General features: G+C 45.6%; 16 protein-coding genes. 12 read left to right on the top strand and 4 right to left on the bottom strand.

Features of this window, described 5'->3' with window-relative positions:
• Window positions 1-59 precede the first annotated feature (59 nt).
• From N5C46_RS09225 to N5C46_RS09180, 10 genes are all read left to right on the top strand, one after another.
• Window positions 60-1,028, top strand: coding sequence for an ATP-binding cassette domain-containing protein (locus N5C46_RS09225; RefSeq protein ID WP_261751797.1), 969 nt, complete (start codon window positions 60-62; stop codon window positions 1,026-1,028).
• Window positions 1,018-1,797 (top strand): ABC transporter permease, encoded by a 780-nt coding sequence (locus N5C46_RS09220; RefSeq protein ID WP_174523023.1) that lies wholly within the window; start codon window positions 1,018-1,020, stop codon window positions 1,795-1,797. The genes N5C46_RS09225 and N5C46_RS09220 overlap by 11 nt, the downstream gene beginning before the upstream one ends.
• Before the next feature lie 281 nt (window positions 1,798-2,078).
• The gene (gene spxA, locus N5C46_RS09215) at window positions 2,079-2,474 is read left to right on the top strand and encodes a transcriptional regulator SpxA (RefSeq protein WP_261751796.1); all 396 of its coding nucleotides are present in this window, start codon (window positions 2,079-2,081) and stop codon (window positions 2,472-2,474) included.
• Window positions 2,475-2,548: 74 nt separating this feature from the next.
• On the top strand, window positions 2,549-2,965 hold the full coding sequence (locus N5C46_RS09210; RefSeq protein ID WP_034762217.1) for an RrF2 family transcriptional regulator: 417 nt from the start codon (window positions 2,549-2,551) through the stop codon (window positions 2,963-2,965).
• A gap of 59 nt (window positions 2,966-3,024) precedes the next feature.
• Window positions 3,025-3,357 (top strand): IDEAL domain-containing protein, encoded by a 333-nt coding sequence (locus N5C46_RS09205; protein ID WP_034762219.1) that lies wholly within the window; start codon window positions 3,025-3,027, stop codon window positions 3,355-3,357.
• Between the two features lie 294 nt (window positions 3,358-3,651).
• Entirely contained in the window at window positions 3,652-4,665 is a 1,014-nt protein-coding gene (locus tag N5C46_RS09200) for a C45 family autoproteolytic acyltransferase/hydrolase (RefSeq protein WP_261751795.1), read from the top strand.
• 190 nt (window positions 4,666-4,855) lie between these two features.
• Window positions 4,856-6,595: an ABC transporter ATP-binding protein gene (locus tag N5C46_RS09195; protein ID WP_261751794.1), complete on the top strand. Its 1,740-nt coding sequence runs from the start codon at window positions 4,856-4,858 to the stop codon at window positions 6,593-6,595.
• Window positions 6,592-8,364, top strand: a complete 1,773-nt coding sequence (locus N5C46_RS09190; protein ID WP_261751793.1) for an ABC transporter ATP-binding protein — start codon at window positions 6,592-6,594, stop codon at window positions 8,362-8,364. The genes N5C46_RS09195 and N5C46_RS09190 overlap by 4 nt, the downstream gene beginning before the upstream one ends.
• 315 nt (window positions 8,365-8,679) lie before the next feature.
• A complete protein-coding gene (locus N5C46_RS09185) occupies window positions 8,680-9,378 on the top strand; it encodes a hypothetical protein (RefSeq protein WP_261751792.1) in 699 nt (232 codons plus the stop codon).
• A gap of 93 nt (window positions 9,379-9,471) precedes the next feature.
• Complete coding sequence (locus N5C46_RS09180) at window positions 9,472-10,377, top strand: HD domain-containing phosphohydrolase (protein WP_261751791.1); 906 nt, start codon at window positions 9,472-9,474, stop codon at window positions 10,375-10,377.
• A 187-nt stretch (window positions 10,378-10,564) separates the two neighbouring features.
• Here N5C46_RS09180 and N5C46_RS09175 read toward each other — a convergent pair whose 3' ends face one another.
• Entirely contained in the window at window positions 10,565-10,768 is a 204-nt protein-coding gene (locus N5C46_RS09175; protein ID WP_061810063.1) for an IDEAL domain-containing protein, read from the bottom strand.
• 150 nt (window positions 10,769-10,918) lie between these two features.
• Here N5C46_RS09175 and N5C46_RS09170 point away from each other — a divergent pair, with 150 nt between their 5' ends.
• Together N5C46_RS09170 and N5C46_RS09165 are read left to right on the top strand one after the other, a co-directional pair.
• Window positions 10,919-11,629: an SDR family NAD(P)-dependent oxidoreductase gene (locus tag N5C46_RS09170; RefSeq protein WP_261751790.1), complete on the top strand. Its 711-nt coding sequence runs from the start codon at window positions 10,919-10,921 to the stop codon at window positions 11,627-11,629.
• 14 nt (window positions 11,630-11,643) lie between these two features.
• Window positions 11,644-12,003 (top strand): MerR family transcriptional regulator, encoded by a 360-nt coding sequence (locus N5C46_RS09165; protein ID WP_261751789.1) that lies wholly within the window; start codon window positions 11,644-11,646, stop codon window positions 12,001-12,003.
• Between the two features lie 45 nt (window positions 12,004-12,048).
• On the opposite strand, the gene N5C46_RS09160 is transcribed toward N5C46_RS09165, so the two are convergent.
• The 3 genes from N5C46_RS09160 to N5C46_RS09150 form a co-directional block, all read right to left on the bottom strand.
• Complete coding sequence (locus tag N5C46_RS09160) at window positions 12,049-12,417, bottom strand: hypothetical protein (protein WP_261751788.1); 369 nt, start codon at window positions 12,415-12,417, stop codon at window positions 12,049-12,051.
• A 166-nt stretch (window positions 12,418-12,583) separates the two neighbouring features.
• The gene (locus N5C46_RS09155) at window positions 12,584-13,384 is read right to left on the bottom strand and encodes a YibE/F family protein (protein WP_261751787.1); all 801 of its coding nucleotides are present in this window, start codon (window positions 13,382-13,384) and stop codon (window positions 12,584-12,586) included.
• On the bottom strand, window positions 13,381-14,502 hold the full coding sequence (locus tag N5C46_RS09150; RefSeq protein ID WP_261751786.1) for a YibE/F family protein: 1,122 nt from the start codon (window positions 14,500-14,502) through the stop codon (window positions 13,381-13,383). The genes N5C46_RS09155 and N5C46_RS09150 overlap by 4 nt, the downstream gene beginning before the upstream one ends.
• Window positions 14,503-14,788 lie beyond the last annotated feature (286 nt).

Genomic DNA, 14,788 nt, shown 5'->3' with positions numbered 1-14,788 from the left:
CAATAAAGGATAAACCAACCCCCTCCTCGAATAGAAATAGATAGAACGGAGGGATGCTCATGAATGGCAGGATTGAAGTGGAGAATCTAACCAAAACATTTAAAAAAGGAAACGTTCAGGCAGTGAAGGATGTATCATTCCAAGTCGAAGAGGGAGAGTTCTTCGCCTTTTTAGGACCGAATGGTGCAGGGAAATCAACGACGGTCCAGATTTTGACGACGCTCATCAATGCTTCCTCTGGAAAAGTGGAGGTAGCGGGATATGATGTCATCGGGGAGCCGGAACACGTCCGGCGGCATATCGGCGTCGCCCTTCAGGAGACGGGGGTAGACCCGGATTTGACCGGACGCGAGATGGTGGAGCTTCAGGCGTTTATTTTCGGCTTCGGGAAAGAAGAAGGGAAACGCCGGGCACAGGAGCTTCTGGACATTGTGGATTTATCAGAAGCATCTGAGCGGAGGATCGGTGGTTATTCCGGGGGGATGCGAAGGAGACTGGACCTTGCCCTCACTTTGGTCAATGAACCGAATATCCTCTTCCTGGACGAACCGACGACGGGACTGGATCCGTCGAGCCGGGCAGCGATCTGGAAAGAGCTGCGCCGTCTGAACAAGGAGAAGGGCACGACGATCTTTCTCACAACACAGTATCTGGAGGAAGCCGATTCCCTGGCAGACCGGATCGGCATCATCAACAAAGGCGAAATCGTCGCCATGGGATCCCCGAAGGACTTGAAATCAGAGATCGGGCAGGATCTCATTACCATAACCCTGAAAGACCGTGATGTGATCGAACATAGTGTGAACCTGATTCGCACCCAAATGGAAGGGGTCGATGTCCTTGCACAACAAGAAAAAATCCTCGTTTATGTAGAAGAGGGAACGAGGCAGCTTCTTGAGGTAGTCCGAATCCTTGACACGGAGGATATCGGGATTGTCGATATTCAATTGTCCTCCCCAACCCTGGATGATATCTTCCTGAAACTGACGAGCGAGACGAAGGAAGGGGTGAAGAGCCGTGGGGAATAATGTATTCAAGGACACGTGGCTCATGACGGTCCGGAACATCAAGACCACCATCCGAAACCCGTTTTCATTCATTCCTAACCTGATTATTTCTGCTTTCTTCCTTCTGGTGTACGAGGGGGGACTGAGCGGTATATCCCAGTTGCCGACCTTTGAAGGTGCCGATTACCTGGCTTTCATCCTTCCCGTATCAATTGTATCGGCTGCCATCGGTGGAGCAGGGGGAGCGGGGCAGAGCATCGTAAAGGATATTGAAACCGGCTTTTTCTCAAGACTGCTATTGACACCGGCATCTCGCCTTGCCATCGTCCTTGGTCCGATCATCGCCGGAATGCTGCAGCTGCTCGTCCAGACGCTCCTTATCATTGGAATGGCCTTTTTACTCGGTCTGAACGTCAAAACAGGATTTGCAGGGGTTTTGTTTGTCCTCTTGATCGCCATTGGCTGGGGTCTTGCTTTTGCCGGGTACTCTGTGGGGATTGCCCTGCGGACGAGAAATGCCCAGGCTGCCCAGGCGGGGACATTCATCTTTTTCCCGCTCATTTTCTTAAGCACGACCTTTGTTCCACTTGAATTGATCGAGGCACAGTGGTTAAAGATTGCCGCCACGATCAACCCGACGACCTATGTGTTTGAAAGCATGCGGACCGCTCTCATCGACGGTTGGGTGTTCTGGGATTTGATGCAGGGTGTCATCGCCATCGTGATTGTCTGTGCCATCACGATCACATTCGCCGCCGTATCTGCGAAAGGGGCCGTATCAAGAAAATAGAGTGGCATAGAATTCTTCTCTTATGGGGAAGGATTCTTCTTTTTATCAGTACCTCTTTTGTTTACAAAAACATCAAAAGATTCATTGCGATCAATCTTACGTTTATCAATATAGCTTATCGGGTAAGGAATCATCATAACGGTCAAAAAGAGTTTTCTAAAAAGTGTTGACATCTTTAACTGTAAATATTATTATTACAGTGTACCCGGAATAAGGAGTGCATTTATTTTAATCATAACTGTTACTTTTTTTATTACATTTAAAAAGGAGTGTGTAAATACATGGTCAATTTATTTCTGACACCGAGCTGTACGTCCTGCCGCAAAGCGAGAGCGTGGCTTGAGGAACATTCCATTGAATTTGAAGAACGCAATATGCTGACAGAACCATTGACACCTGATGAAATCAAATCGATCCTCCGCCTGACGGAAAATGGAACAGAGGACATCATTTCCAAACAATCAAAGGCGTACCAGGAGTTGAAAGTAGACATTGATTCGTTGCCGCTCCAGGATTTATATAAACTGATCAGGGAAAATCCCCTCATATTGAAACGGCCGATCATGCTGGATGAAAAAAGATTACAGATTGGATATAACGACGAAGAAATCCGCAGCTTTCTCCCAAGGAAAGTGCGTAACTTCGAATACAGTGAGCTGCAAAAGCTGGCCAATTAACCGGGAAACCGGATTCTTGACAGTGTGAACTGTAAAAGTTACCATTACAGTAACATCCGGGAAGGAGGCAGTCCATGAATAGCGACTTTACCTTAGCCATCCATAGTTTGACGTATCTGGCACTGCAGACGGACCGCATGTCGACAAGCGATGCGATCTCGGAAAGTGCAGGGGTTCATCCGGTCCGGATCCGCAAAGTCCTCAGTCTTCTGAAAAAGCAGGGATTCATTGCGTCGAAAGAAGGGACAGGCGGCGGATTCATCTTCGCCATGGACCTGAGTGACATCAATCTGTGGGATATTTATAAAATCACATCAGAAGGCGCCCTGCAGCCAAAATGCACCGCCACCAATGATAAGTGTCTCGTAGGCGCCAATATGAAGAATGTCCTGTTCCAGATCTTCCTAGGTGCAGAAGAAAAACTGGGGGATTACTTAAAGGACTACACGATTAAAGACATCGTCGAGATGATCCATCAGGAGAAAGCGTAGAGAGCTTTCTTTCTGAATAAATGTAACAAATAACATTACAGTTTGGAAGGTGAAAAGGAATGTCAAACGAGCAAACACTATTAAAAATTGGAGATTGGGTCAAAGGGAAATTACTTACCGGAGAACTGGTCATCGGCTATATTGAGAACCTGGACACCAAAGGAGAAGCTGTTAAAGCGAAAATCGTGACCAGCGATAATAAAACCATCGAAGGGAAAATCCTTCCCCTGTTAAACAGACAAATAAACAAAATTCCCGATACACATGTCAAAAATAAAGAACAGATCCAATACTTGATCGACCTGGCCCTCGAAACGGGAGACGAAGAGTGGTTCCTGGAGCTGACAGCTAAGTTGAACTCTATGCGTGAACTGGTTGAGGGTGTGAAGTGAATAGAGTAGTGTAAAGCTGAAGGGGTGGACTCTTCGGCTTTTTTTATTTTGTGATAGATGAAGGAAATTCGACAAGCTGGCATGATAATCTGAAATCCCGCTCGATTGTTCCACATCCCGCTTGATCCTGAGTCGTCCGGCATGAAAATTTCATATCTTGCATGAAAGGTCTCGAAACCCGCATGAATCCCGGATACCTTGTGAAATTCAACTCATCTATCGGTCCCAAACAAGCACAAAATGACAGGTGTGAAGCAATCAGAAGGAATAGGATGGAATCAAGGAGGGATTTACATGCCGGATTTCAAATTACAAGTCTTTCAAATGAGGGGCAACTCATATGATATCGGAGTAGAAACAGGTGAAAAGATGAGAGATACTTCCATCTTACATATGCTTGGATCAATCACTAAACAAGAGATCGATCTTCCAGAAATGAAATCGATTTACTCCTCGTTCGCCCCGCACCTGTTGGAGGAACTGGAAGGCCTTGCAAAAGGTTTCGGTATCTCATTTCTTAAAGCAGCTGCCTTATGCAGTGGGTATGATGTACCGAAGACTGAAGCGATGGGATGTTCCAGCCTTCTTACTAAGGAGTATTATGTACGGAATTATGACTTTTCCCCGGATTTATATGATGGGGTTTTTAGTATGGTTCAGCCAAAACAAGCCTTTGCATCCGCAGGGTATAATCTTCAACTCCTGGGGAGGCATGATGGCGTGAATGAACATGGTCTGGTTGCTGGCTTGCACTTTGTCAGTCATGACGGCTACAGAAAAGGAGTCTCTCCGTGGACTGGCATACGGATGGTTCTGGATACGTGTTCTTCCGTTGAAGAAGCAGTTGCCTTACTAAAGGAAATCCCGCACTCCGCCTGCTATAACTTTTCCCTCGGAGATCGAAAGGGAAAGATGGCCGAAGTGGAAGCGAGCCCTGAGAAGGTGACGGTCAGGTATGGAGAATCTTTTCTGTCATGTGTGAATCATTTTCAGGATGAACACATGAAAAGGAAAAATCGCCCATCCATTGAAGGCTCCCTGGAGCGAAATGAACATCTGCTGAGTTTAAACGAAAAGCAGCGTTCCCATCAACAACTGTTTCACCATTTTAAAGACATCGACTCACCGATTTTCTTTACAGATTACGAGAATTTATTCGGCACCCTTCACACCTTTTCGTATTCCTATCCCGATTCAAGAATCCTAACAACCATTGCCGGGAGCAAAGAGGTTCTGGACGTGAACTTTCAGGATTGGGTAACAGGGGGCGACATTCTCAGAAAGAACCTGAGTGGCTACATAGAGTGATTATAGAAAAGCTGATCCCACGCTAAGGCGGGATCAGCTTTTTCTTCATCCAAAAGTCGTAGAACCCATCCGCCCCAACGACCGAAGATAGGGAGGGAAAGGATGAATATACTTAATTTATACAGTATTCAAATTATAGTGAATATTTTCATCCGTTGGTATAAAATAGAATTTTGTGAGGGGGTTCAACATGAACTTATTAAAAATTACGTTAAACCATTTTAAGCCATATTGGAGGAAGCTAATGGTTGCACTCCTGTTTTCCGTCATCGGGGGACTCTTTACCATCGTTCCGTCGATTCTTGTGAAGCGATTGGTGGATGACGTCATTGTCGGAGGAGATCTGAATTTTCTTTTCTGGGTAGTAGGCGGGATTCTCGGTGCGTATCTCGGTAAATCCCTGTTCGAGACGATGCAGGAATATGTGCAGGTGAAAATCGGTCTTGATGTGATCACAGATATGCAGATCCGGGCGTTCAGAAAGCTGCACCGGACCCCGATGTCGTTTTTCTCGAAGACGCCGAGGGGGGATATGCTCTTCCGTCTGACGCATGATGTGGAATCGATTCAGAACCTGAACAATACGGTCGTTCCCCGTATTCTGCAGCAGGTGGTGGGAGCGGTCGCTGCCTTTTCCACAGTGTTTGTTTTATTCTGGCCTGCTGCAATTGTCATGTTCGCGGTTTTTGCCATTTATATCATCCCTTCCTTCACCTTGGGGAAAAAAATGAGGAAAATGAGCGCGGTCCAGCGGGAGATGAGTGCGGATATGTATCAGCACCTGCAGGAAAGCATTGAAAGTGTCCGATTGGTGAGGACTTATCAGACACAGGATATAGAAGTTGGCACTCAGGAGAAGAAGCTGAGTGATTGGAAGCAATTCTCGATCCGGGCAGCGCTGATCGGCAAGGTGAACTGGCGCCTCGGGAATCTCTTTAATATCGCAGCACCGGGTGTCGTCATGCTGATCGGGGGCTGGGCGATCTGGGATGGAACGATCACCATCGGTACGCTCGTTGCCTGCCTGAGCTTCATTCCCATCATGTTTTTACCGGTAAGATCCATGGCAGAGCATGCCTTGACAATACAGCAGGCAATTCCGGCACTGCAGCGGATTTACGAATATTTCGATCTGCCGGAAGAACATGAAGAGAAGCTTCCTGCTTTTGGTCCTGTAAAAGGAAAAATAGACTTACAGAATCTATGGTTTTCGTACCCCGGGACGGATAAGCAAGTCTTAAAAGGCGTTTCTTTGTCTCTCGAACAGGGGAACCATATCGGGATCGTTGGAACGAGCGGCGGAGGGAAGAGTACGCTGGTCCAGCTGTTACTGGGACTCTATGAACCGCAGCAGGGTTCGGTGATGATCGATGATAAGAATCTATTCGACTATAACCGGAACAGCTTCCGTCAGCAGGTAGGGGTCGTATCCCAGGAAACGTTCCTCTTAAATAGCACACTCCGGCAGAATCTATTGTACGGAAAACCTGATGCGACGACAGAAGAGCTCGATCAGGCTGTAGAAGCGGCAGGGTTGAAGGAGTTGATCCTTTCGCTGGAGGAAGGATATGAAACGATCGTCGGGGAGAGGGGATTGAAGCTTTCAGGCGGACAGAGGCAAAGGGTCGCCATGGCTCGTGCCATCCTCAGACAGCCGCCTGTCCTGATCTTCGATGAAGCGACTTCTTCCCTTGACGGGGAAACGGAGGAGCGGGTGCAGGCTTCCTTGGAAAAACTCATTCCGGGACGGACCACGATCACCATCGCCCACCGGCTTGTCACCGTAAGGAATGCCGATGTCATCATTCTTCTCGATGGAGGAGTCGTGGCGGAAAAAGGCACTCATGAAGAACTGCTTCTGAAACAAGGGAAGTATTATGAATTATACAGAGCTCAATACAGCGAGCTTGAGAGGGAGATGATCGGATGAGCGCCAAGAAGAATCGCGACGGTAGAAGAGTGCTGAGCTTTCTCCGTCCTTATAAAAAATGGGTCATCGCGGATTCCATCGTCATCGCGATCAGCCAGGTGTTCTCAGCATTAATACCGACACTCGCTCTTAGCTGGCTCGTGGATACGATCATACCGAATGAACATTATAATTGGCTATGGGGGTTGATGTGGCTCCTGATTTTATCTGCGGTTCTGGATCTCGTCATGATGGTCATCGACGAGTATTTCTGTCACCAGACCGCAAAGACCGTGACGAATTGGCAGAAGCTGCGCCTGTTTCGTCATCTGCAGATCGTCCCGTATTCTTTTTACCATCATAATTCCACGGGAGAGATGCTTGCGAGGGTGTCGGATGACCCGGATACGCTTCATAATTTCCTCGCCTGGGAAGGTTCGACCTTCATGGCAAGCGTGCAGGGAGTATTCATTTACAGTCTGGTGCTCCTCTGGATTCATCCTTATCTGATGATCACAAGCGTCGTCCTTGGCGTAATCTTCTATTGGACTTCTAATATAGTAGGGGCAAGAACCCGATTGGCCTCAGCGGATGCCAGGAAAGAAGCGTCGAGATATCTTGAAAGATTAAGAGAATCAGTGACGGGAATCCATTTGTCCCGGGTCATGGGGGTGTCGGACAGTGAAGTGGACAGCGTCATCTCCATCCGTGACAGCTTCGTCCAGCACTCGGTGAAAGAACTGAAAGCGAGGATGCAATCCGTTGTCGTCATCGCAAGTTATAACGGATTTGCCCTGGGACTGGTATATTTGATCAGTACGCTCTTAATCTGGAATCAAGGCCTGACAAGTGGTCAGATGCTGACAGCCGGAGGACTCGTGACCATTGCGGCGAATGAGATGCAAAGACTTCTCAGAAACTGGCTTTCTGTCAGACGGACAGGTCCGGCGTTGGATCGGTCGGAAGTTTTGCTTGGCGAGGAAGTTTCGGAAGCGGAGGTGTCTGAAGGCATCGCCGGTGAACGGGCAATCGGCAGCATCCGTCTTCAGGACGTGGCATTCTCTTATCCCGGCAAAGATGAAAATGTATTAAAAGGTGTGTCTTTTTCCATCGGTGCCGGGGAAAAATGGGCATTGGTCGGACCGAGCGGCTCGGGTAAATCCACGATTGTCGATCTCTTGTTCAAGCTCTATGATACGGGGGTCGGACGGATCGAAGTGGATGGCAGGGATATCCGGGAGTGGGATACAGCGTGGCTGCGGTCGCAGATGGCCATTGTCACCCAGGATGTCATGCTGAGAAGTGGTACACTCGCTGATAATCTGCGGATCGGAAAAAGGGATGCAACGGATGAGGAGCTCTTAAAGGCACTCGAAGACAGCGGGCTCGGGGATCTGATCGAGACGCTGCCTGAAGGGCTCAATACTTCGGTCGGTGAAAGGGGAAGCCTGCTTTCCGGCGGACAGAAGCAGCGTCTGTCCCTTGCAAGGGCCCTTTTAAAAGATGCTCCCATTCTAATTCTGGATGAAGCAAGCTCTGCCCTTGATCCCATCACGGAAACGAAGATCAACGAAGCCGTACTGAGGGCCGGGAAGAATCAAACGATCATCATCGTTTCCCACCGTTTATCCACGGTCCTGTCTGCCGATCAAATCGTCGTCCTGGAGGATGGACGGATTGCAGAGCAAGGAAAACATGGAGAGTTGTTACAGAACCAGACCGGTGTGTACTCACGGCTGTTTGGAAGGGAAGCAGAGATTGGTGGAGCGACCATCGATTATGTTTCTTAAAGGATGTCGGGATGCCTGCTCATTTGGCGGGGATCCCGCTTTTTTCGTGAAGGAGAGATTTACCCTTGTTGAAAATAGTTAAAAAGACGGGTTAGTTAATAGGTCTTTTGGGGTAATGTGAAAGAGTCATGTTGCGCATTTTTGACAAAAATCTTTCAAAACATACAAAAAAGGGAGGGGATTAACACCAATACGACAAAACTAGACAGATTATTCAGAAATAAATTGTTGTTATTCGCGTGCAGGACTTTTATACTAATCTTATAGATTAGAATGCGAAGGATCTGCACAAGAAAATGGTGGGAGGGAATACATATGAAAAAAGCAGTTATGGTCATGTTAATGGTGTTGGTATATTTTAGTTTCGGAAACAGTGTAATGGCAGCATCCAGCCAGAACGATTACGAAAAGGTGCTTGAATCCATTGCGAAAACCAATCAGGATATTGATGAAAAAGTGAGAAAAGCGGTAGAAGAAGCAGATAAATTAAATGAATCTTTCTTATCTGACGTTCGTGAAGTGGAAGAAGGGAAAGAAGTCGTCAAACTAAAAGAGGAAAAGGAAAAGAAACTGGAAGAAATGAAAGCAGAACATGATGAAAAGAAACATGAAAAACTCAAAAAGAATCTTTCGGATATAGAAAATAGAATCGCTGAAAAACAGGCAGAAATAGAGAACGAGATCACGTTGATCCAAGAGGAGATAGAGGCACTATCCTTTGAGAAAATGAATTCCAGCAATGATAAAGAGAAGGAAAAAGTAGACAAGAAATTGGATAAGTTATATGAAAAACTAAACAAACGATCTAATAAGATGAATGGAATATCTCAAAAATATCAAAAGGATTTGGATGTGGTCATCACCAAAGTGTATGACGATACACTTAAGATGTCACAAGAAACAATTGAGAAGGCAGCTGAAAAAGGGGTCATTGCTGAATGCAGTTGGAAACATGTGCGCTTTGCAGACCGCTGGGTGTGGATCGATCCGATTCGGGTGGTTGGCTACTATTAGATTGTTAAACTGAATAAGAGAAGAATAAAACGAGTTCACTATGGGCTCGTTTTATTCACTGTTGAATATCATAAATAAGAGGGGGAGAGACTGATGAAAGGATTCACGTTAGGAAATAGCCGGAAACCATTGGGAAAAGTAGCGTTTCACAATTTTGAATTGAGTTTGTTGTCCCGGGGTGATGGTGTTGAGGTGCTGCTTCAGACCATTAATGAAGGAAGCTTATTCTATGTTTACCCAGGTGATAATCCTACTGGGCTCGAGTTTTATTATGTTCTATCAGGGGAGATGGAATGTGACGTAGGTGGTGAGAAGAAAAGGCTTGGACCGGAGGATTATTTCTCGGCTCAAGGACTTGTAGAACCGATTCATTTTACAGCCTTAACCCAAGTGACCCTATTATGGGCAGTGACAGACCCTACCTTCTTTCATCTAAGCAAGGATATGTCCATTCTTATGGGAAAAGTAAAAGAAGTGGAACAAAAAGATCGCTACACCTCCATGCACAGTGACAGGGTGGCCAAATACTGCGTTAAAATTGCTAAAAAGCTCAAATTAAATAAAGATCAGCTGGAAAACCTAACCATGGCTTCCCTTCTTCATGACGTAGGGAAGATCCATGTACCTGCAGAAATACTGAACAAGCCGGATCGACTCACGGATGATGAATTTTCGATAATCAAAAAACATCCACAAGATGGAGCCAATATGATCAAAGAAACGTATTATAAAGAGCTTGTCCCGATTATTGAGCAACATCATGAGCGGCTTGACGGAAGTGGTTATCCTCATGGTTTGAAAGCTGAGGACATCCTTTTGGAGGCCAGGATCATCGCTGTAAGTGATACTTTCGATGCCATGACAGAAGACAGGGCGTATCGTAAAGCCTTCAGTAAGGAGCATGCCATGGAAGAGTTAAAGAGGCTTTCAGGGAAGCATTACGATCAGGAAATTGTACAGGCCTTTGAAGAAATATTAAAAGAGGAAGGGATTCTTTGAAGTTGAAAGAAACCTTTCCGATACGAGAATTTTACTCCATACATATACAGGGTTCCTTTTTGAAACCTTCTTTTATTTTAAGATAGCATTGGATCCAATCTGAACCCTTTGCTTGGTTATGACATAAAAAGGACAATCCATATGCTCGTCCGGCAAAGGATTGTCCTGATTTATAGTGAAAAATTAATTATCCCACACTCTGAATTTCCTTCAATTCCTCCGTCAACCGCAGGAATTCTTTTTTATTCCGGTTACATAATGCCTGGTCAATCCCTTGTGCGATTTGCTCTTTCCGAAATGTCAGCAGTGCCTCGTCCAATATCATTTCTGCAAATAAGGAATCCATGTGATTTACATCAGACTGTGGTGAGTTCAGCAAATACTTCTTCATGACAATCAGCTCCTTGACCTTTTTTCTATTATACTAACCATTTATAGAATATTCAAACATTTTATCAAAAAAATATTCTTGCCCTCAACCTTGGTTCAGGGTTTATTCTGAATTTAGAACAACAAAACGAAGTAAATGGAGGAAAGATATATGACAAAGTATGCTTTGGTAACAGGTGCAAATAAAGGGATTGGATACGAAGTGGTTCGACAATTGGCTGAGAGGGGATATGACGTTTTCTTAGGTGCCCGCAATGAAGAGTTTGGGCAAAAAGCGGTGGATTCACTGGGCTTGTCTAATGTAACGTTCGTTCAATTGGATATTACTGATTCACAGTCCATTCAAGAATCAGTCCGTACGATAGAAGGGATCACAGAGCATCTTGACTTACTGATCAATAATGCCGGAATCGCATTGGATTTCAACATCCAACCGAGTGAAGTGAAAGTCGAGATGCTGCGTGACATCTTTGATGTAAACTTCTTTGGCACTTTCCAGATGATGCAAGCGTATCTGCCCCTATTGAAAAAAGCAGAAGGAAGTAAGATGGTGAACGTCACGACGGATATGGCGTCACAGACCATGTTTGCTAACGGGGACGTTCACCCACTCAATGTCCTGGGGTATAACTCATCCAAGACGGCTGTGAATTCACTGACATTATCCTTCAGTAAAGAACTGGGGAGTGAGGGTCCTGAAGTCATGGGTGTCACACCTGGTTTCACTTCCACTGAATTAAACGGGAATGCCCCAGGCGGGAAAACGACGGCCCAAGGAGCAGAAGTCATTGTGAAATACGCTTTGAGTGAGACAAACTATCATGGTAAAATCCTTAATAACGACGGGATTATTCCTTGGTAGAGAGAAGGTACACAATGGATTATTCAATTGGGCAAGTTGCCAAGATGAACAATATGACGATATCGCAACTGCATTACTATGATCGGCAAGGGTTGTTACCCTTTATTAACCGGACGGAAAATGGCGACCGCACTTTCGATGAAGGCTCCCTTAAGTTCCTTGAAATGATCCTCTGTCTGAAAAATACGGGAATGCCGATCAAAAAGATCAAGGAATTTGTCCAGTGGACGATGGATGGGGAACAGACTCTGCCTGAACGCCTGGACATGATGCTCGAACAGGAACAAAACGTTCAACAGCAGATAAGGGACATGCAAGCCAACCTTGAGAAAATTCAAATGAAAATCAAACGATATGAAAATGAAATGAAGTAATAGGAAAAACCCCGAATCTTTTATAAAATCGGGGTTTTCATCTTCTTATTTATCAAAAAACAACAAGGATTTCAGAGGATTCTTGAACGTCTTCTTCGTTGCTTCATAATCAAACACGCCGCTGTTACATTCCTCGACTTCTCCAAATCCGATGAAATTCATCCTCATGTCTCGGGAGAGATTCCGTGCGTACTCCCATTCTCCCCATTTTTCAAAAAGGTTCACTTGCAGTTCGTGTGCCTTCAATTGGCTTTTAAGGGTTAGCGTGCTTTCATCCTGTTCCTTGGTGAACTCTTCCACTTCGCCGAACTTGTTCAGGATAAAATCGATCTCTTCCTGCAGTTTTTCAGGTTCGTTCTCGTATTCATCTGATAAGTTGATTTGACAATTAATGCGGATCTTCATTTTACCCATGGTATTCCTCCATTCTTGTTTCTCCTTAATTCCCTATACGGATGGGGGACAGTAAAGGTTTCAATCGTTTCTATAATCCATCATAAGTAAATAGATGAATGTATTCCAGTGATCTCCATTTTGACGCCAAACGAAAGGTCCGTCCCTCATATGTGAGGGACGGACCTCATTTATCGACCGGTGGTTCGTCCAGGACAGGGGACCTGTCCCTTCGTCCAGCCTTCACCAGATAATACGCTGTGATGGCAGAGGTTACGGGGATTGCAAGGGCCACTCCGAGTCCTGCTGAGCCGATGAAGATCATTTCAGAGGTGAACACTTTGGAGTTCACGATGTCTCCGATGGAGTAGGAAAGATCCTTGAACCAGATCAGGAGTCCCATATATCCACCGAAGAAAGCGAAGAACAATGTATTGGCGCTTGTCCCGAGAATATCCCTTCCAATGCTGATCCCGGATCTAAATAAGTCCTTTCTGCTGATCGTTGGATTGTGGTAAGCCATTTCCTGCATAGGAGATGAAACGGCAATGGTCACATCAATAATCGCGCCGATGGTACTCATAATGATCATCGAAGCCCCGATTTTCACAAAGTCCACTCCTACATACAGAGAAAAGGCACCGATTTCCTCGGTTTCATCCTCACTGAAACCCTGAATCATGGCGGCATCGGTCAACTCCAATATGAAGAAAATCAACGCGCAGGTCGTCACAATCGTAGAGATGAAAGCGGTGACGGTCTTGATGTTAATTTCACTGATATAAAACAGGGAAATGCAGCTGATCAGGATGCATGCAATCAACGTCAGGATGATCGGATTCATATCTTGATCATTCATCATGATAATGGTGAGAAGGAGTACCCCTGTATTTAAGAATAAGGCCACAAAGGACCTTGCTCCTTTTTTACCGCCCACTGCAACCATCAGAGCGAATAGAATGATGGCGAGCCATACTTGAACCGTCATACTTTCACCCGCTTTCTGTTCACAAAGAAAAAGGCTGTATAAATGCCGATCGGGATGGCGAGTACAATCCCGATACCTCCTGTGAGGGCCCTCGTCATTTCTAGGGAAAGATTCATGGAAAGGGTAAACGCGAGTGGTGAGGCATTTTTAAAATAAAGGATGAGCATGGGAATTCCACCGCTGATGTAGACGAAGAACAGGATGTTGGTCATTGTTCCCATGATATCCTTTCCGATGTCAAAACCTGACGTTCTCAGTGCTTTCATAGAGATGTCAGGATTTTTCTCGAATAGTCCAAAGATCGAGGACGATAAAGTGATGGCTACATCCATCACTGCTCCCAGGCAGCCCACGAGGATCCCCGCCATGAATACCATTTGGTAAGGGCGGGTGAGATACTGCATTTCCTCATACCGGAGTCCGTCCCCGGCTGTGAAGCGGATGACAACATAGCTGATAAGGAGCGTCATGAACGTTCCGATCAGAGTGGCCACCACCGCCGCATACGTTTTCTCATTGAATCCATTCACGAATAAGAGGGAGACGAGGGTGAAGGCAATCACCCCAACGCTGCAAGCCAGCAACAGGCCCACTTTCTCCGAGTTTAGATAAACATCCAATGCGTAAGAGAGAATCAGTGCATTGACCCCGAGGGTGATCAGGGAGAACAGACCCTGTCTTTTTCCTACAATCAACAGGAAAAGGATGAATGCCCAGGTCATGATCATCAGATATTGATCCCGCTTCACATCTTCTATATGCCCATTCAATGTATTATCCTTTTTATCCCCGTCATCAATGGAGACGAATAATTCATTCCCCGGTTCATAGCGCTGATCGTTGGCGCCGGACATGGAGTATTTATTAGATAAGAGGATGGTCTCCCCTTTATGTTTGCCGTTTTTCACTATGGCTTTCAACTGTTGTATGTATACCCGGTCTTTATTCCCGGTCATGTCTTCCATATCCGTCTTTTCCATTATCTTTGAACTCGTCACTTCTGCAATCGGACGGTCGTACAGACTCTGATTGTGGTTGACGAAATATAATGAAGCGAAAACACAGATTGCCAGGAAGGCGAATAATAGTAGTGTCCTATATTTTTTAATGACTATCACATTTCATCCTCCAGCCCCCGGATGAATCCATCATCCAAATCGTAATCATTATTCCATATCGGCAGGGATTACGCAAAGGTGGACATAAAAAAAGTGTCCATGTAATATGAACACTTCAGGAAGAGATTGTCACGCCGCTTATGAAGCGTTACGCCAATCAAAAAGGAAGCATCTCCTTTCCTTCTAATTCTCATGTTAATTTATGAAACGGGTTTCATAGCAAGAAATATTTCTCCGCATCGGATAAGGAAATAATGGACAAAAAAACTAGCAACAGTAAATGCTG

Source organism: Rossellomorea vietnamensis, assembly GCF_025398035.1.
Taxonomy (GTDB): Bacteria; Bacillota; Bacilli; order Bacillales; family Bacillaceae_B; genus Rossellomorea; species Rossellomorea vietnamensis_B.
The sequence above is the reverse complement of the archived record's forward strand: the minus strand, read 5'-3'. Positions and strand labels throughout refer to the sequence as shown.

What these genes read in the sequence shown, in the direction of transcription:
- N5C46_RS09225 (WP_261751797.1), top strand. Translation starts at nt 60, where the DNA reads ATGAATGGCAGGATTGAAGTGGAGAATCTAACCAAAACATTTAAAAAA.
- N5C46_RS09210 (WP_034762217.1), top strand. Translation starts at nt 2,549, where the DNA reads ATGAATAGCGACTTTACCTTAGCCATCCATAGTTTGACGTATCTGGCA.
- N5C46_RS09185 (WP_261751792.1), top strand. Translation starts at nt 8,680, where the DNA reads ATGAAAAAAGCAGTTATGGTCATGTTAATGGTGTTGGTATATTTTAGT.
- spxA (WP_261751796.1), top strand. Translation starts at nt 2,079, where the DNA reads ATGGTCAATTTATTTCTGACACCGAGCTGTACGTCCTGCCGCAAAGCG.
- N5C46_RS09205 (WP_034762219.1), top strand. Translation starts at nt 3,025, where the DNA reads ATGTCAAACGAGCAAACACTATTAAAAATTGGAGATTGGGTCAAAGGG.
- N5C46_RS09200 (WP_261751795.1), top strand. Translation starts at nt 3,652, where the DNA reads ATGCCGGATTTCAAATTACAAGTCTTTCAAATGAGGGGCAACTCATAT.
- N5C46_RS09165 (WP_261751789.1), top strand. Translation starts at nt 11,644, where the DNA reads ATGGATTATTCAATTGGGCAAGTTGCCAAGATGAACAATATGACGATA.
- N5C46_RS09170 (WP_261751790.1), top strand. Translation starts at nt 10,919, where the DNA reads ATGACAAAGTATGCTTTGGTAACAGGTGCAAATAAAGGGATTGGATAC.
- N5C46_RS09195 (WP_261751794.1), top strand. Translation starts at nt 4,856, where the DNA reads ATGAACTTATTAAAAATTACGTTAAACCATTTTAAGCCATATTGGAGG.
- N5C46_RS09190 (WP_261751793.1), top strand. Translation starts at nt 6,592, where the DNA reads ATGAGCGCCAAGAAGAATCGCGACGGTAGAAGAGTGCTGAGCTTTCTC.
- N5C46_RS09180 (WP_261751791.1), top strand. Translation starts at nt 9,472, where the DNA reads ATGAAAGGATTCACGTTAGGAAATAGCCGGAAACCATTGGGAAAAGTA.
- N5C46_RS09160 (WP_261751788.1), bottom strand. Translation starts at nt 12,417, where the DNA reads ATGGGTAAAATGAAGATCCGCATTAATTGTCAAATCAACTTATCAGAT.
- N5C46_RS09155 (WP_261751787.1), bottom strand. Translation starts at nt 13,384, where the DNA reads ATGACGGTTCAAGTATGGCTCGCCATCATTCTATTCGCTCTGATGGTT.
- N5C46_RS09175 (WP_061810063.1), bottom strand. Translation starts at nt 10,768, where the DNA reads ATGAAGAAGTATTTGCTGAACTCACCACAGTCTGATGTAAATCACATG.